Below are 16,332 nucleotides of genomic sequence, written 5' to 3'. Positions count from 1 at the left end.
GTCGGCCGCCATCTCGATCAGCTTCGGGGCGATGCTCCGCAGTGCGGAGTCGGCCATCGGCTATCTGGGGCTGTCGCTGCTGCCGCCGGGGCGGGAGGAGGCCCAGCACTGGGACGGCGACGTACGCGGCCGGTTCGGTTATCTGCGCGGCACGCTGGAGATGTACGGCCCTCGCCTGCCGGCGTCGGCCGCGGACGCCGTCGCGGCCGTCAACGGCGTCGCGGAGACCCTGTCCCGGGCCGGCACGGCCGCCTCCCGGCGTCCGGGCCTGTTGCGCCGGTATCGCGCGGCGTCGGACGCCGTCCTGGCCGCCTGCGGCCGTTCCTGAGAACGCGGAAGGGGCCCGCTCCACCGAGCGGGCCCCCTCGTGCTGTGAGTCGGTCGCGCTGTGGATCAGCCGGCGATCTTGCCGGTGTTGAAGGCGACGTTCTTGTTGGTGTTGTCGGCGCCGTACTCGTAGATGCCGATCGTCGCCTCGGCCGGGTCACCGGCCTCGTTGAACTCGATCGGGCCGGACGCGCCGTCGAAGTCGATGTCCTTGCCGGCCGACAGCAGGTCGTTGCAGGACTTGAAGTCCTTGCACTTCTCGCCGCCGCTGGAGACCTCCTGCAGCTTGGCCGCGATGTCCTTCGGCGCGTCGCTCTTGGCCGCGATCGCCGCGAGCGCGCTGAGGATCGTGGCGTCGTACGACTCGGGGCCGTAGTTGAAGTCCTTGAGGTTCGGGTCGACCGTCATCAGCTTGGCCTTGAAGTCGTCGGAGACCTGGGCGCCCGGCTGGGTGCCCTTCGCGCCGTCGAGCGTCCCCTTGGGGAAGCCGTCCTTGCCCGTGCCGTAGTTGGACAGGTTGCCGTCGACGAAGTAGTACTTGACCTTCTTGGCGGTCAGGCCCTGCTTGACGAGCTCAGGAATGATCTTCTTGGTCTCGTCGAAGCCGATCAGCGCGATGGCCTTCGGGTTGGCTTCCTTGATCTTGGCGACGTCCGCCGAGTAGTCGGCCGCCTTCGGGTCGTAGATGACCTTCTCCACGACCTGGCCGCCGCCGCCCTCGACCGCCTTCTGGACGTTGTCCGCGAGGCCCGTGCCGTACGCGTCCTGGAGGGCCAGGATGCCGACCGTGTCGTTGCCGTCGGCGAGGATAAGGTCGCCGAGGACACGGCCCTGCAGCACGTCCGGCGGAGCCGTACGGAAGTACAGGCCCTTGTCGTTGTAGGTGGTGAACTGGTCGGAGGTGTTCGCCGGCGAGATCTGCACGACGCCCGCACCAGTGATCTTGTCGATGACCGACAGCGACACCGAGGACGAGGCGGCACCCACGACCACGTCGGCCTTCTGCTGCAGCAACTTGTCGACAGACTGGGACGCAATGTTGGTCGACGTGTCACCCGAGTCGGTGTCGATCTGGACCACCGGCTTGCCGAGGACGCCGCCGGCGTCGTTGATCTCCTTCACCGCCAGCCCGACACCCGCGAACTCCGGCGGACCGAGGAAGGCGAGCGAACCGGTCTGCGGCAGCAGCGTGCCGACGGTGAGAACGCCGTCGCCCTGCGCCGTGTCGGCGGCGGGCGCCGAGGACGACTGCGCCGCCGGCGCCGAGGAAGCCGGCGCGGCGCTGTCCTCACCACCGCTACAGGCCGTCAGCGCGAGGCTGGCGGCCGCGGCGACGGCCAGCGCCCGCCCGAGGGGGGCAATGCGGATCATGAAAGCATCTCCTTCATCCAGGCCCGGGAATCGTCAGCGCAGCCGACTGGTCCCGATCGAATGGCTGAAAGGTACATAGGCCGGGCACGGCCCGACCAGGGATGCATCAGAACTGTCCGCACTTGGATGCGGAGTCGTAATAACTCCTCAACTTAGCGGGACGGCCCCTGACCAGGAGTCTTCTCCTCCGAGTCCAGCAGGGGGACGTTCAGGCCGGCGGCTGGGCCTCGCCGCCGCTCTCGTTCACCACGATCTGGGCGACCTGGCGCATGCTCAGACGCCGGTCCATGGACGCCTTCTGGATCCACCGGAAGGCCTGCGGCTCGGTCCACCCGTGCTGGGCCATGAGCAGGCCCTTCGCCCGCTCCACGAGCTTCCTGGTCTCCAGCCGCTCCGACAGCGTGGAGACCTCCTTCTCCAGCGCGGCGATCTCCTCGTGCCTGCTGACCGCCATCTCGATCGCGGGAACCAGGTCGCCCTTGGTGAACGGCTTGACCAGGTAGGCCATCGCGCCCGCGTCCCTGGCGCGCTCGACCAGGTCACGCTGGGAGAACGCGGTGAGGATGAGGCACGGCGCGATCCGTTCGGAGACGATCCGCTCGGCCGCCGAGATGCCGTCGAGCACGGGCATCTTGACGTCGAGGATCACCAGGTCGGGGCGGAGCTCCATGGCGAGCTTGACCGCCGTCTCTCCGTCGCCGGCCTCGCCGACCACTGCGTAACCGTCCTCTTCGAGCATCTCCTTCAGGTCGAGGCGGATCAGCGCCTCGTCTTCCGCGATCACCACTCGCCGCTGCGTACTCACGCACAAGAGGTTACCGAGGTCCGCTACATTAGGAACACGGCAGGGGATGCCCTAAGCGATCTCCAAGAAGATCGACCGTTAGGGTGCCACCCTCTGCCAAACCGGACAAATCTGGATAGCCCCGATAGACCAATCGGCAGAGTCGATGGCCTCAAAATCCATTCAGTGTGGGTTCGAATCCCACTCGGGGCACTCTCACCCTTAGCGGTCACCCGAGAACTGCCAGTGGTCACTGCCACCCCGCGCTACCTGTTCAAGAACGAGTCCGCCGGCATCCTCAGGCTGTACGGGGAGGCGCTGGACCGTCTCGGCGTCGCATGGCGCTACAACAAACGCAACGAGATCTCGGTCGCCAGGCGGGACGCCGTGGCCCGCCTCGACGAGTTCGTGGGTCCGAAGTTCTGAGCCCCGCGATCACCAGCCGCCCGGGAGGAGGCGTACGGCGTCGAGGGCGAGGGAGAGCTCGACGACGTCCAGCGGCCGGGCCAGCGACCGGCCGGTGAGCTGCTCGATGCGGCGCACCCGGTTGAAGACGGTGTTGCGGTGACAGTAGAGCTCGGCCGCCGCCCGGGCCGCGGACCCCTCGCAGCGCAGCCACGCCTCCAGCGTCGCCAGCAGCACGCCGCCGTCGGGTGAGGCGAGGATCGGGCCGAGGACGCCGCCCGCGAGGTGCCCGGCCAGCTCCGGCTGGCAGACCACCAGGGCGGCGGGCAGCCGCCGGTCGAGCCGCGCGACCTCCGGCGCGCTCCCCGAGCAGGTGCGCATCGCCACCTCCGCCAGGCGGCGGGCCGTGCCGAGGTCGGCGAGGCTCTCCACCACCGGGCTGACACCGGCGCTCGCGCAGACGACCGGGGTGATGGCGGCGACCAGGTCGTCCAGCTCCCGGTCGCCGAGGTACACGACCGCCATCTCCAGGTCCGGGCGCATGCGCCACAGGAAGCGCAGCCCGCCGATCTCGTCGGGGCGGTGCACCCGGTCGGGCTGCGCGGGCAGCCGCGTTGTGACGACCGCATAGCGGCCGTGCTCCGGCAGGCCGAGGGCGCCGGCGGCCACGCCGGCCACCGCCGGGTCGGCGCGGCCCTCCAGGAGGGCGTCGAGCATGGCGTTGACGCGCTGGTTGGTCCGGCCGAGCAGCTCGTTCTCCCGGCGGCGGTAGGCGTCGGCCGCCGCCACGGCCTGCCTGTCGATGGCGTGCCACACGTGGGTGGCGCTGCGCAGCAGGGCGGGCAGCCGCTCCTGGCCCTGGTCGCCGATGATGTCGATCACGCCGTTCCAGGTGACCTGCGCGGCCAGGCGGTAGCTGCGCATGAGCGAGTCCAGCGGAAGGCCGAACTCGGCCCGTCTGCGCCCGACCGTCTGGGCGTAGGCGACGTCACGCCGCTCGTGCCGGGGCTGCAGGATCGCGGTGATGCCGATCCGCAGCCCTTCGTGGGTGCTCTTCCAATGGTCCTCGTAGGGGACCGTCATGCGGTAGGCCTCGTCGCTGTCCCTGCCGCGCTTCACCAGCTCGTCTGCGAGCTGGGGAAGCCGTTCCAGCAGTCCTGCGGCGGAGGTCCGCAGCAGTTCCCGGACCTCGGAGTCCGTCCTGGACCTCATGTCCCGAATGTGCCAGCCGGCGGCGTCCGGAACAAGGTTCGGTTCTCGTTTCGTGATGCGGGATTGTGCTGGAGCACAGGGCACGACCGGCGGGCATGGGCTGGGGTCCCGACTTGACTCCCGGCGCTGGACGGCCCTCGACCGCGCTGGGTTGGGTGTGCCTTCATCGAAGTCACAGGAGGCGCGGATGTCTGGTGAGTCGGGCCGGCGGACCGGTGGCCCAAAGACCGGGGGCCTCGAGATCAAGGGTCTGGAGGTGCGGTACGGCCCCGTGCGCGCCCTGCGCGGCGTCGACCTGGCCGTGCCCCTGGGCACGGTGGCCGCGGTGCTCGGCGCGAACGGCGCGGGCAAGACGACGCTGCTGCGCGCGGTGTCGGGGACGCTGCGGTTCCACCGGGGCGCGATCACGTCGGGGACAGTCTCCTTCGGCGGGTCCCGCCTCGACGGCGCGCAGGCGGCGGCCGTCGTACGGCGCGGCGTGGTCCAGGTGCCGGAGGGACGGCGGGTGTTCGCCCGGATGACCGTGGCGGAGAACCTGCGCGCCGGGGCACTGGGCGTGCCCGGCAGGCGCGCGGCGGCGGCCCGCGAGCGGGTGCTGGAGCTGTTCCCGGTGCTGGCCGAGCGGGCGCACCAGCGCGCGGGCCTGCTGTCGGGCGGCGAGCAGCAGATGCTGGCGATCGGCCGGGCGCTCATGGCCGGTCCCTCGCTGTTGCTGCTCGACGAGCCCACGCTCGGACTCGCGCCGTTGGCGGCGGCCCGGATCGCCGACACCGTGCGGCAGATCAACGTCCAGGGCACGTCGGTGCTGCTGGTGGAGCAGAACGCGGCGATGGCGCTCGCGCTGGCCGAGCGGGCGTACGTGCTGGAGGTGGGCGAGGTGACGCTGGCGGGACCGGCGGCGGACCTGGCGTCCAGCGACGAGGTGCGCCGCCGCTACCTCGGCGTCGGCGCGCCCCACACAGACCGACCGGTCGGTACCGACCCCGGCGACCCCGGCGCCGCCGACGGCCACGAGAGGCACGAGAGGACCAGGCTGGCGAGATGGACGGCATGACCCGCCACCGCGGCGCATCGCACACACTCCCCGCGAGGCGCCTCCGCACGTCCCCCGCAAACCAACCGGTCGGTACGTCCGCCGAGGACGGTCCGGCGGAACTCGTGGTCAGCGAGGTGACGGTCCGCTTCGCCGGGCTCACCGCGCTCGACGCGGTCGGCTTCACCGTGGCTCCGGGCAGCGTGCACGCGCTGATCGGCCCGAACGGCGCGGGCAAGTCCACCTGCTTCAACGTGCTGTCGGGCGTCTACCGCGCCACCTCCGGAAGCGTGCGCTTCGGCGGCGCCGAGCTGACCACGCTGCGCCCGCACCGGGTGGCGGCGCTGGGCGTGGCCCGGACCTTCCAGAACATCGCCCTGTCCCCGCACCTCACGGTCCGCGACAACCTCATGCTCGGCCGGCACCGCCTGACCAGGGCGGGATTCGTCTCGGCCGGTCTGCGGCTGCCCTCGGCCAGGCGCGAGGCCGTACGGCACGGCGCGCGGGTCGAGGAGATCGCCGAGTTCGCGGGCGTCGGCGAGGCGCTGCCCGTGCCGGTGGGCCTGCTGCCGTACGGCGTGCAGAAGCGGGTGGAGCTGGCCCGGGCGCTGTGCATGGAGCCGCGGCTGCTCCTGCTGGACGAGCCGGTCGCGGGGATGAACGGCGGCGAGCGGCGGGAGATGGCCGCCCTCATCCAGTCGGCGCGCGAGAGCCTCGGCATCTCGATCCTGCTGGTCGAGCACGACATGGGCATGGTCATGCGGATCGCCGACGCGGTGACCGTGCTCGACTTCGGCAGGCGGATCGCGGACGGCCCGCCCGCGCAGGTCCAGCGCGACCCCGAGGTCGTCCGCGCCTACCTCGGCGACTTCGGCTCCGGCGGTTTGGGCGGGGAGGCGTGATGGCGGTCTTCCTGGAGCTGCTCGTCAACGGGATCTCGGTCGGGGCCGTGTACGCGCTGATCGCGCTCGGCTTCGTGGTGATCTTCAAGGCGACCGAGGTGGTCAACTTCACGCACGCGTCGCTGCTGCTGGCCGGCGGTTATGTGGTCGCCAGGCTGCACCCGCTGGCCGGGTTCTGGGCGGCGCTGGCGGCGGGGATCGCGGCGGCGGCGGTGGTCGGTGCGCTGGTGGAGTTCCTGATCCTGCGCCGGGCGCACGTCGGCTCGCGCGGCGTGCTGGCCATCGTCACGATCGGCGTGGACATCCTGCTCACGACCGAGCTCACCCGTCGGATCGGCACCGAGGTGCTCGCCCTGGGCGACCCCTGGGGCGACCGGGTGCTGCGTCTGGGCCCGATCACGGTCGCCGAGACCCGTGTCGTGGCCCTCGCGGTCGCGGCCGCGCTGATCGTGGTGTTCCTGCTCGCCTTCAAGTTCACCGGCTGGGGCGTGGCGATGCGCGCCACGGCCGAGGACGCCGAGACCGCCGCGCTGATGGGCGTACGGCTCGGCCGGGTCTCGCTCAGCGCGTGGGCCGTCGCCGGGGCGCTGGCCGCGGTCGCGGCGATGTTCCTGTGCGTCTTCCCGACGCCGGGCCTCGACCGGGGCACGGCCGCGGCCGCGATGAAGGCGTTCCCCGCGGCCATCCTCGGCGGGCTCGACTCGACCACCGGGGCGCTGGCAGGAGGGCTGATCGTGGGCGTCACCGAGACGCTGATGAGCGGCTACCAGAGCGAGCTCGCCTTCCTGGGCCGCGGCATCGGCGACGCGGCGCCGTTCCTCGTGATGATCGTGATCCTGCTGCTGCGGCCCTCCGGGCTGTTCGGCACGAAGGAGCGGGCCCGTGTCTGACTCCACACCCACAGCCGCGACGTCCACCCCCGGTACGCCCGCACGGCGCGCGTACCGGCCCCTCCGGGCCGCGCTCTGGCTCACGGTGCTCGCGGCGGCCGTGGTGGTGCCGTTCTACCTGGAGGGGTTCTGGCTGCAGGCGGGGCTGTTCGCGATGTCGGCGGCGATCGGCGCCATCGGGATCAACCTGCTGACCGGGGCGACCGGGCAGCTGTCCCTGGGGCATGCCTTCTTCCTCGCGGCCGGCGCGTACTCCTACGTCTACCTGTCGTCGGACCTGGGGCTGCCCACACCGCTCGCGGCCGTGGCGGCGGTGGCCGTCGCGGGCGTGTGCGGCGGGCTGTTCAGCCCGATCGCGGGCCGCCTCAGGGGCGCCTACCTCGGCATCGCCACGCTCGCCCTGATCTTCGTCGGCCAGCACATCCTGTTCAACGCCGAGCCCGTGACCGGCGGCTTCAACGGGCGGCCGGTGCCGCCGATGGAGCTGTTCGGGTTCGTCTTCGCCGACACCCCGGAGCTGGTGGTGCTGAACGTGCCGTTCGGGTCGCTCGAACGGCTGTGGTTCCTCGGGATCGCGCTGCTCGCGGGCGCGGCGGCGTTCGCCCGGGGCGTGCTGCGCGGCCGTCCCGGTCTGGCGATGAACACGATCAGGGACCACGAGATCGCCGCGGGCGTCATGGGCGTCCCGGTCGCCCGGTACCGCGCGGGCGTGTTCGTCCTGTCGTCCATGTACGGCGGGCTCGCCGGGGTGCTGGTCGCCCTGGTCTTCCAGCAGGTCGTGCCGGATTACTTCGGCATGCTGCTGTCGCTCGACTACCTCGCGATGATCGTGATCGGCGGCCTGGGATCGGTCGCCGGGGCGGTCGCCGGGGCCGCGTTCGTCTCCCTGCTCCCCCAGTTGCTCACCCGCTACAGCGACGCGCTGCCGCTGGTGGCCGAGCCGGGTTCCGGCGGGGTCTCCCCCGCCGAGGCCGCGCGGATCCTCTACGGCGCCGCCGTCGTCGCGGTGGTGCTGTTCCTGCCCGGCGGTCTGGCCGGGCTCGCCACGCGGCTGGGCCGCGTTCGACTCAAGGAGCTCAAATGGGCGAAATCGGCACCCGCGCCGGCATCGCGGCGTTAGCCCTGCTGTCCCTGGCCGTCGCGACCTCGGCCGCGGGGTGTGCCAGCGACAAGGCGACGGGCGGCGGCGCGAACGCCGGGGCGGTGAGCGGGGACGGGGTCAAGACCGGCCCCGGTGTCACGGCCACCACGATCACCGTGGGCGCGCTCACCGACCTGACCGGCCCGTACGCGTCGTTCGGCAAGAGCCAGACGCAGGCGCAGCAGCTGTACTTCGACCAGGTCAACGCCGGCGGCGGGGTCTGCGGCCGCAAGTACGAGCTGGTCGTCCGCGACCACGGCTACGACACGCAGAAGGCGGTGGCGGCCTACACCGAGGTCGCGCCCAGGTCGGCGGCGATCGCGCAGTTCATCGGATCCCCGATGATCACCGCGCTGAAGCAGCGCATCGACGGCGACAAGCTGCTGACGATCCCGATGGCGTGGGCGACCACGCTGCTCGGCAGCCGGGCCATCCAGGTGACCGGCACGACGTACGACATCGACATGATCAACGGGGTCGAGTTCCTCAGGAAGGAGAAGGGCGTCAAGTCCGGCGACAAGATCGGTCACCTGTACTTCGAGGGCGACTACGGCGAGAGCTCGCTGAACGGCTCGAAGTACGCCGCGGACAAGCTCGGCCTGCAGCTCGTCGAGCAGAAGATCAAGGCGACCGACCAGGACATGAGCGCGCAGGTGGCGGCGTTCAAGGCGGCCGGGGTGAAGGCCGTGCTCGTCTCGGTGGGCCCCCGGCAGACGGCCTCGCTGGTCGGCGTGTCCCTCGCCAAGGGCATGGACGTGCCGTTCGTCGGCAGCAACTCGGCGTACTCGCCGCAGCTGCTCGGCACGCCGGCCGCGCCGGCCCTGCTCAAGGACTTCTACTACGTGACGGCGGGGACGCCGGTCAGCGCGAAGAACCCGGCGATGCAGAAGCTGGTGGCCGACTACCAGGCGAAGTACCCCGGCGAGACGCTCGACAGCGGGGTGGCCAGCGGCTGGAGCGCCGCGATGATCGTGGACGAGGCGATGAAGAAGGCGTGCGAGGCCAAGGACCTCAGCCGGGACGGCGTCCTGACCGCCCACCGCTCGCAGTCGAGCTTCGGCGGCGACTTCGGCACGCCGATGGACTTCACGTTCTTCGACAAGCCCGCCTCCCGCTCGTCGTACGTGCTCAAGCCCGACAAGGCGGCGCTCGGCGGCGCGGTGGTCTTCAGGGAGCCGGAGGTCTCCGAGCTGGCGAAGGACTACCCGGTGCCGGTGGGCTGACCCGCGAGGGGCCACGTCCGCGCCGGTGGGGCACTGGCTAGTATCCCCATGCCGAACAATCGTCTGGAGAATCGATGCGACGCACCATCTACGGCGAGGACCACGAGGCCTTCCGCGACTCCGTGCGGCAGTTCGTGATCCGCTCGGTCGCCCCGAGGGCCGAGGAGTTCATCGAGCGCCGGCTGATCGACCGCGAGGTGTGGCGGGAGGCCGGCCGGCAGGGACTCCTCGGCCTGGAGGTCCCCGAGGAGTACGACGGCGCGGCGGCGGGCGACTACCGCTTCAACGCCGTGCTCACCGAGGAACTGGCCGGGGTGGGCATGGCTCTGGCGTCCAGTTTCAGCATCCACTTCGACGTGGTCGCGCCGTACCTGGTGGAGCTGACGACGGACGAGCAGAGGAAGCGCTGGCTGCCGCCGTTCTGCTCGGGAGAGATGATCACGGCGATCGGCATGACCGAGCCGAGCGGCGGGTCGGACCTGGCGGCACTGCGCACCACCGCCGTCAGGGACGGCTCCGACTGGATCGTCGACGGCTCCAAGACGTTCATCACCAACGGCTACCAGGCCGACCTCGTCGTGGTCGCGGCCCGGACCAGCCCGGAGAAACGGGCCAAGGGCATCACGCTGTTCGCGGTCGAGGAGGGCATGCCCGGCTTCCACCGGGGGCGCAAGCTCGACAAGGTCGGCCAGCCGGAGGCCGACACGGCCGAGCTGTTCTTCGAGGGCGTGCGAGTGCCGGCCGCCAACGTGATCGGCGAGGTGGACCGGGGATTCGTCGCGATGATGGAGCGCCTCCCCCAGGAACGGCTCGGCAGCGCGGTCACCAACATCTCGCACGCCGCCGCCGTGCTCGCCGAGACCCTGTCGTACGTGAAGGAGCGCAAGGCGTTCGGCCAGGCGATCGGCAGCTTCCAGTACAACAAGTTCACCCTCGCCGACCTCGTCACCAAGGTCGAGGTGACCCGGGCGTACGTCGACCAGTGCGTGGCCGCCCACGCCGACGGCGAGCTGACGGCGGTCGACGCGGCCAAGGCCAAGATGTGGACCGCCGAGGTGCAGAACCAGGTGATCGACGCCTGCGTGCAGCTCTACGGCGGCTACGGCTACATGAAGGAGTACCGCGTGGCGCGGGCCTGGATGGACGCCCGGGTGACCCGGATCTGGGCGGGATCCAACGAGATCATGCGCGAGATCGTCGGCCGGGATCTGGGCCTGTGAACGACCGGACGGCATACCCCCACTGGCGGGACGTGCCCACCCGGTGGAAGGACAACGACGTCTACGGGCACGTCAACAACGTCGTGCACTACTCGCTGATGGACACCGTGATCAACACCTGGCTGATCGAGGAGGCCGGGTTGGACATCCACGAGGGCCCGGCCATCGGGCTGTGCGTCGAGTCGCGCTGCTCCTACCGGGCCTCGGTGTCCTTCCCCCAGGTGATCAGCGTGGGTCTGCGGATCGGTCATCTGGGCCGCTCCAGCGTCCGCTACGAGCTCGGCCTGTTCACCGGGGACACACTGGTCGCCGAGGGCGACTTCACCCACGTCTTCGTGGACCGGCACACCCGCCGCCCCGTGGAGATCGGCCCGCCCCTGCGTCCCGCAATGGAACGCCTCCTACCCCGGCCCCCGGCGTGATCGCGTGGCCGGCTCAGCGGCCGTGCACCGGTACGCGGGAAGCAGGTCAGGCGAGGCTGTCGAGCCAGGCGCGGTGGAGACGGGCGAACCGGCCGGCGCCGGCGATGAGACGGTCGGGCGGGCCGTCCTCCACGATGCGGCCGTGCTCCATGACGAGCACCCGATCGGCGATCTCCACGGTGGACAGGCGGTGGGCGATGATGAGCGCGGTCCGGTCGGCGAGGATCGTCCGCAGCGCCCGCTGCACCAGCCGCTCACTCGGTACGTCGAGGCTGGAGGTGGCCTCGTCCAGGATCAGCACGGCGGGGTCGGCGAGGAAGGCCCGGGCGAACGCGACGAGCTGCCGCTGCCCCGCCGACATGCGGCCGCCGCGCTTGCCGACCTGCGTCTCGTACCGGCCGGGGAGCGCCGAGACGAACGTGTGGGCGCCGATGGCCTCGACGGCCCGCTCGATCTCCGCGTCCGGCGCCCCGGGCCGCCCGAACCGCACGTTGTCCGCGATCGTCCCGCTGAACAGGTAGTTCTCCTGGGTGACCATCACCACGTGGCGGCGCAGCGTGTCCTCATCCAGGTCGCGCAGGTCGACGCCGTCGAGCAGCACCCGCCCGGCGACCGGGTCGTGGAACCGGGCGATGAGCTTGGCCAGCGTGGTCTTGCCCGCGCCCGTGGTGCCGACGACGGCCACGGTCTGCCCCGCGGGGATCTCCAGGTCGAGCAGCGGCAGCACCGGCGGGCCGTCGCCGTAGGCGAACCGGACGGCCTCGAAACGCAGCGCCCCGGCGGCGCGCGGCAGCGGCACCGGGCGGCGCGGTTCGGCCACCGAGGGCCGCTCCTCCAGCACGCCCGACAGCTTCTCCAGCGCCGCCCCCGCGGACTGCAGGGCGTTGTAGAACTGCGAGATCTCCTGCATCGGCTCGTAGAACTGCCGCAGGTAGAGAAGGAACGCGGCCAGCACGCCGACCGTGACCGTGCCGCGCAGCGCGAGCAGGCCGCCGTACAGCAGGACGGCGGCGACCGTCACGTTGCCGATCAGCTTGATGCCGGGCATGAACACCGCGACCAGGCGCATGCCGCGGGTGTTGGCGGCCCGGTAGCCGTCGTTGAGCCGCTCGAAGATCTCCTGGTTGCGCGGCTCCCTGCGGAACGCCTGCACCGCGCGGATCCCGGTCATCGACTCCACGAAGTGGACGATGACCAGCGCGACCGCCTCCCGCGTACGGCGGTAGACGACGCTCGACTGGCGGCGGAACCACCGGGTGAACAGCAGCAGGACCGGCAGCGGCAGCAGCGCCACCAGACCGAGGCGCACGTCGAGCACGAGCAGCATGACGGCGGTGCCGCACAGCGTGAGCACGGCCGTGACCAGGCCGTCGAATCCGGACTCGAGCAGCTCCGCGATGGCGTCCACGTCGGAGGTGAGCCGGGAGATGACCCGCCCCGAGGTGTACTTCTCGTGGAACGGCAGCGACAGCCGCTGGAAGTGGTCGAAGACCCGGCGGCGCAGCTCCAGCAGGATGTCCTGGCCGATCCGGCCCGACATCTGCAGGAACGCCTGCCGGGTGAACGCCTGCGTGAGCGCCGCGGCCAGCACCGCGCCGACGATCGCGAGCAGCGTGCCCGCGCCCTGCCCGCGCAGCATGGGCGGGATGCCGTCGTCGATGCCCGCCTTCACCAGGTACGGCAGGGCCAGTCCGGCCACGTTGGACACCACGATGACCGCGGTGAGCACGGCGATCGCCCGGCGGTGCGGGCGCAGCAGGTCGCCGAGCAGCCGGCGCGACCGGGTGCGCAGCAGCAGGGAGACGCGCTCCGGGATCTCGTCCCGGTCCTCCGCCGCCACCCCCCGCCAGGCTGTGTTCCCCGCTCGCTCGGTGTTCCCCGCTCGCTCGGTGTTCCCCGCTCGCTCGGTGTTGCCCGCTTCGCGGGTCATCGGATCGAACCCTCGGGGTCGAGGTCGGCGTCCTGGGCGAGCAGTTCGCGATACTCCGGCACGTCCGACAGCAGGTCGCCGTGGCGGCCGACGTGGGTGACGGTGCCGTCGCGCAGCAGCGCCACCCGGTCGGCGAGCAGCACGGTCGAGGCGCGGTGCGCCACGACGATGCCGGTGGCCTCCGCGAGCACCCGCCGCAGCGCCTCCTCGACCAGCGCCTCGGTCTCCACGTCGAGCGCCGACAGGGTGTCGTCGAGGACGAGCACCCGCGGCCTGCCGAGCACGGCCCTGGCCAGCGCGAGCCGCTGCCGCTGACCGCCCGACAGCGACATCCCCTGCTCCCCGATGCGGGTGTCGAGGCCCCACGGCAGGTCGTAGGCGAACGTCGCCTGCGCGATCTCCAGCGCCTGCCTGATCTGCTCCTCGGAGGCGTGCCCGTGGCCGAGCGTCACGTTCTCGCGCACGCTCATCGAGAAGAGCGTGGGCTCCTCGAACGCGGTGGCGACCACCGAGCGCAGCGAGGTCAGCGACAGGTCCCGCACGTCGCGCCCGTCGATCGTGACGCGGCCGGCGGTGACGTCGAGCAGGCGGGGCACGAGCGCGGTCAGCGTGGTCTTGCCCGACCCGGTGGCCCCCACGAGCGCGACGGTCTCCCCCGGCCGCACCTCCAGCCACACGTCGCGCAGCACCGGACGGTCGGCTCCCGGGAAGCGGAACCCCGCGCCCTCGAAGCGCACGTGACCGCGCGGGCGATCGATGACGGCCGGGCCGCCGCTGATCGCGGGCACCGTGTCGAGCACCTCGACCACCCGGTCGGCCGAGGTCATCGCCTCCTGGCCCATGGCGAGGATGTATCCGAGCGAGGCGACCGGCCAGACGAGCTGGAGGACCAGCGTGGTGAAGGCGACCAGCGTGCCGAGCGTCAGCGCGCCGGCGCCGACCGCGATCGCGCCCAGCAGCAGGACCAGGGCGAGGGTGACGTTCGGCACGACCTCGAGGAAGGTGAAGAACCGCGAGGCCAGTCGCACCTTCTCCAGCGAGGTGCGGCGGATCTCGCGCGCGGCGGCGGCGAAGTTCGCGAAGACGTACCCGCGCCGGCCGAACGCCTTGACCGTGCGGATTCCCACGGCCGACTCCTCGACCAGTGTGGCGAGGTCGCCCTGCTGGTCCTGCACCTGCCGGGAGATGACGATGTAGCGCCGCTCGAACCGCAGCGACAGGGCCACGACCGGGACGGCGGAGACGGCGACGACCAGGCCGAGCGGCCAGTACATCCGCAGGAGCACCACGGCGACCGCGGTGAGCTGCAGGATGTTCATGATCAGGAACAGCACGCCGAAGCCGAGGAACCGGCGGATCGTGGACAGGTCGGTCGTCGCCCGGGACAGGAGCTGGCCCGACTGCCACCGGTCGTGGAAGCTCATCGGCAGCCGCTGGAGGTGCCGGTAGAGGTCGTCGCGGATGGCGGTCTCCAGGCCGAGGACCGGCCCCGCCTGCGACCATCGGCGGACGAACGTGAGGACCGCCTCGGCGACGCCGAGGCCGAGGGCCAGCAGCCCGAGCGGGACCAGCCCGCCGTGATCCCCGTGGGCCACGGGTCCGTCGATGATCTCCTTGCCCACGAGCGGGATCACCGTGCCGGCGGCGATCCCGAGCAGCGCCGCGAGCCAGGACACCACCAGGCTGCGCCGGTACGGGCGTAAATAGGACCGCAACCGCCACAACGAGCCCCACGAGGACCGGCGGACACCGGGCCCCAGTGCCTTTTCCGGTGCCTGTGCCTGTGGGGAGTCCATCAACGGGCGCAGCGCTCCTCCGGCGTCTGACAGGACAGGACGACTCGCTCCTGCCATGCTCCGTCGAAGGGCGCCGCGCCTTCAAGGGGTTTTCGCCCGCCGCCGGGTGTCACAGCCCGGCGGAGCCGGGCCGGGGCGCAGCCCGGCGGAGCCGCCTCAGCGCGGGTGGGCGACCGCCGAGCCGATGGTGTGGACGCGCAGCGCGTTGGTGGACCCGTGGTTGCCGGGCGGCGAGCCGGCCACGACGACGACCTTGTCGCCCTTCTCGCAGACACCGAGCGACAGCAGCGAGGCCTCCACCTGGCGGACCATGTCGTCGGTGTGGTGGACGAACGGGACCTCGAACGTCTCCACGCCCCAGGTCAGCGCGAGCTGGCCGCGTACCTGCGGGTTGGAGGTGAAGGCCAGCAGCGGGATGGGCGAGCGGTAGCGGGCCAGCCGCCGGGCGGTCTCACCGGACATCGTGAACGCCACCAGGGCTTTGGCCCCGACGATGGCGCCGACCTCGGCCGCGGCGCGGGCGATGGCGCCGCCGGTCGTCTCCGGCAGGCGCTCCAGGGTGTGGGTGGCCTGCAGGTAGGTGCCCTCCGCGGCGACCGCGATGCGGGCCATCGTGGCGACCGACTCGATCGGGTAGGTGCCCACCGAGGTCTCGCCGGACAGCATCACCGCGTCGGCGCCGTCCATCACCGCGTACGCGACGTCGGACGCCTCAGCGCGGGTGGGCCTGGGGGCGCTCATCATCGAGTCGAGCATCTGGGTGGCCACGATGACCGGGTGGGCCTTCTCCCGGCACAGCTCGATGATGCGGCGCTGGACGATCGGCACCTGCTCCAGCGGAAGCTCGACGCCGAGGTCGCCGCGGGCGACCATCACGCCGTCGAAGGCGTCGACGATCTCCTCGAGACGGTCGACGGCCTGCGGCTTCTCGATCTTGGCGAGGAGGGGGAGCCTGACGCCCTCCTCCTCCATGATCGCGTGGACGAGCGCGGCGTCGTCCGGCGACCGGACGAACGACAGGGCGATCATGTCGAAGCCGGTGCGCAGCGCCCAGCGCAGGTCCTCCTCGTCCTTGTCCGTGAGCGCGGGTGCGCTGACGGCGACGCCGGGGAGGTTGAGGCCCTTGTTGTCCGAGATCATGCCACCGATGACGACGCGGGTGACGACGCGCGGCCCTTCGACGGCGGTCACCTCGAAGTTCAGCCGGCCGTCGTCCACGAGGATCGTGTCACCGGGCTTGACGTCCCCCGGAAGGCCCTCGTACGTGGTGGAGACGATGTCCCGGTCGCCGGGGACGTCCTCGGTGGTGATGGTGAAGACGTCGCCGTAGCCGAGACGTACGGGACCGGAGGCGAAGCGGCCGACACGAATCTTGGGCCCCTGCAGGTCGGCGAGGACGCCGACGGCGCAGCCCAGCTCGTCGGCGGCGGCCCTGACCCGGTCGAACACCTCCTTGTGCAGCTCGTGGCTGCCGTGCGAGAGGTTGAAGCGGGCGACGTTCATGCCCGCCTTGATGAGCTCGCGTAGGCGCTCCGGCGAGGAGGTGGCGGGCCCGAGGGTACAGACGATCTTTGCTCGACGACTCACAGCACTACCCTAATTGGTACAGACCACTTGCAGTGACGGCGCACACAGCCGTCGCCTGATGTTCAGACACTTCACGCGATCATCCGCGT

15 protein-coding genes and 1 tRNA gene are annotated in these 16,332 nt (G+C 71.4%); 10 read left to right on the top strand and 6 right to left on the bottom strand.

Annotated features, from left to right (window positions below; all coding sequences use genetic code 11):
• Positions 1-328: hypothetical protein (locus AB0J39_RS13280; protein ID WP_363463929.1), on the top strand; the 328-nt coding region annotated here is incomplete at its 5' end.
• A gap of 65 nt (positions 329-393) precedes the next feature.
• Here AB0J39_RS13280 and AB0J39_RS13275 read toward each other — a convergent pair.
• Both AB0J39_RS13275 and AB0J39_RS13270 read right to left on the bottom strand, forming a co-directional pair.
• Positions 394-1,698, bottom strand: a complete 1,305-nt coding sequence (locus AB0J39_RS13275; RefSeq protein WP_363463927.1) for an ABC transporter substrate-binding protein — start codon at positions 1,696-1,698, stop codon at positions 394-396.
• A gap of 208 nt (positions 1,699-1,906) precedes the next feature.
• On the bottom strand, positions 1,907-2,503 hold the full coding sequence (locus AB0J39_RS13270; protein WP_363463925.1) for a response regulator: 597 nt from the start codon (positions 2,501-2,503) through the stop codon (positions 1,907-1,909).
• A 118-nt stretch (positions 2,504-2,621) separates the two neighbouring features.
• Here AB0J39_RS13270 and AB0J39_RS13265 point away from each other — a divergent pair.
• Together AB0J39_RS13265 and AB0J39_RS13260 are read left to right on the top strand one after the other, a co-directional pair.
• Positions 2,622-2,695 (top strand) — tRNA-Leu (locus tag AB0J39_RS13265).
• A gap of 33 nt (positions 2,696-2,728) precedes the next feature.
• Positions 2,729-2,908: a hypothetical protein gene (locus AB0J39_RS13260; protein WP_363463923.1), complete on the top strand. Its 180-nt coding sequence runs from the start codon at positions 2,729-2,731 to the stop codon at positions 2,906-2,908.
• 9 nt (positions 2,909-2,917) lie between these two features.
• Here the strand turns inward: AB0J39_RS13260 and AB0J39_RS13255 are convergent, their stop codons facing one another.
• Positions 2,918-4,099 (bottom strand): helix-turn-helix domain-containing protein, encoded by a 1,182-nt coding sequence (locus AB0J39_RS13255; protein ID WP_363463921.1) that lies wholly within the window; start codon positions 4,097-4,099, stop codon positions 2,918-2,920.
• A 187-nt stretch (positions 4,100-4,286) separates the two neighbouring features.
• Between AB0J39_RS13255 and AB0J39_RS13250 the strand changes: the two genes are divergently transcribed.
• The 7 genes from AB0J39_RS13250 to AB0J39_RS13220 all read left to right on the top strand — a co-directional run bounded on the left by AB0J39_RS13250 (position 4,287) and on the right by AB0J39_RS13220 (position 10,930).
• On the top strand, positions 4,287-5,153 hold the full coding sequence (locus AB0J39_RS13250; protein ID WP_363463920.1) for an ABC transporter ATP-binding protein: 867 nt from the start codon (positions 4,287-4,289) through the stop codon (positions 5,151-5,153).
• 104 nt (positions 5,154-5,257) lie between these two features.
• Positions 5,258-6,034 carry an ABC transporter ATP-binding protein gene (locus AB0J39_RS13245; protein WP_363463918.1) on the top strand — a complete coding sequence of 259 codons (777 nt, stop codon included), beginning with the start codon at positions 5,258-5,260 and terminating at the stop codon, positions 6,032-6,034.
• Positions 6,034-6,924, top strand: a complete 891-nt coding sequence (locus AB0J39_RS13240; protein WP_363463916.1) for a branched-chain amino acid ABC transporter permease — start codon at positions 6,034-6,036, stop codon at positions 6,922-6,924. The genes AB0J39_RS13245 and AB0J39_RS13240 overlap by 1 nt, the downstream gene beginning before the upstream one ends.
• Positions 6,925-7,009: 85 nt before the next feature.
• Positions 7,010-8,044, top strand: coding sequence for a branched-chain amino acid ABC transporter permease (locus tag AB0J39_RS13235; RefSeq protein WP_363463936.1), 1,035 nt, complete (start codon positions 7,010-7,012; stop codon positions 8,042-8,044).
• Positions 8,005-9,288, top strand: a complete 1,284-nt coding sequence (locus tag AB0J39_RS13230; protein WP_363463914.1) for an ABC transporter substrate-binding protein — start codon at positions 8,005-8,007, stop codon at positions 9,286-9,288. The genes AB0J39_RS13235 and AB0J39_RS13230 overlap by 40 nt, the downstream gene beginning before the upstream one ends.
• Positions 9,289-9,362: 74 nt before the next feature.
• Positions 9,363-10,508, top strand: coding sequence for an acyl-CoA dehydrogenase family protein (locus AB0J39_RS13225; RefSeq protein WP_363463913.1), 1,146 nt, complete (start codon positions 9,363-9,365; stop codon positions 10,506-10,508).
• Complete coding sequence (locus tag AB0J39_RS13220) at positions 10,505-10,930, top strand: thioesterase family protein (protein ID WP_363463911.1); 426 nt, start codon at positions 10,505-10,507, stop codon at positions 10,928-10,930. The genes AB0J39_RS13225 and AB0J39_RS13220 overlap by 4 nt, the downstream gene beginning before the upstream one ends.
• A gap of 46 nt (positions 10,931-10,976) precedes the next feature.
• On the opposite strand, the gene AB0J39_RS13215 is transcribed toward AB0J39_RS13220, so the two are convergent.
• The 3 genes from AB0J39_RS13215 to pyk all read right to left on the bottom strand — a co-directional run bounded on the left by AB0J39_RS13215 (position 10,977) and on the right by pyk (position 16,243).
• On the bottom strand, positions 10,977-12,860 hold the full coding sequence (locus AB0J39_RS13215; protein WP_363463910.1) for an ABC transporter ATP-binding protein: 1,884 nt from the start codon (positions 12,858-12,860) through the stop codon (positions 10,977-10,979).
• Positions 12,857-14,656: an ABC transporter ATP-binding protein gene (locus AB0J39_RS13210; RefSeq protein ID WP_363463908.1), complete on the bottom strand. Its 1,800-nt coding sequence runs from the start codon at positions 14,654-14,656 to the stop codon at positions 12,857-12,859. Before AB0J39_RS13210 ends, AB0J39_RS13215 begins: the two co-directional genes overlap by 4 nt.
• Before the next feature lie 156 nt (positions 14,657-14,812).
• The gene (gene pyk / locus AB0J39_RS13205) at positions 14,813-16,243 is read right to left on the bottom strand and encodes a pyruvate kinase (protein ID WP_363463905.1); all 1,431 of its coding nucleotides are present in this window, start codon (positions 16,241-16,243) and stop codon (positions 14,813-14,815) included.
• Positions 16,244-16,332 lie beyond the last annotated feature (89 nt).

The organism is Microbispora sp. NPDC049633 (genome assembly GCF_040675265.1).
GTDB lineage: Bacteria > Actinomycetota > Actinomycetes > Streptosporangiales > Streptosporangiaceae > Microbispora > Microbispora maris.
Note: the sequence above shows the minus strand (reverse complement) of the source record. Positions and strands in the feature narration are given on the sequence as shown.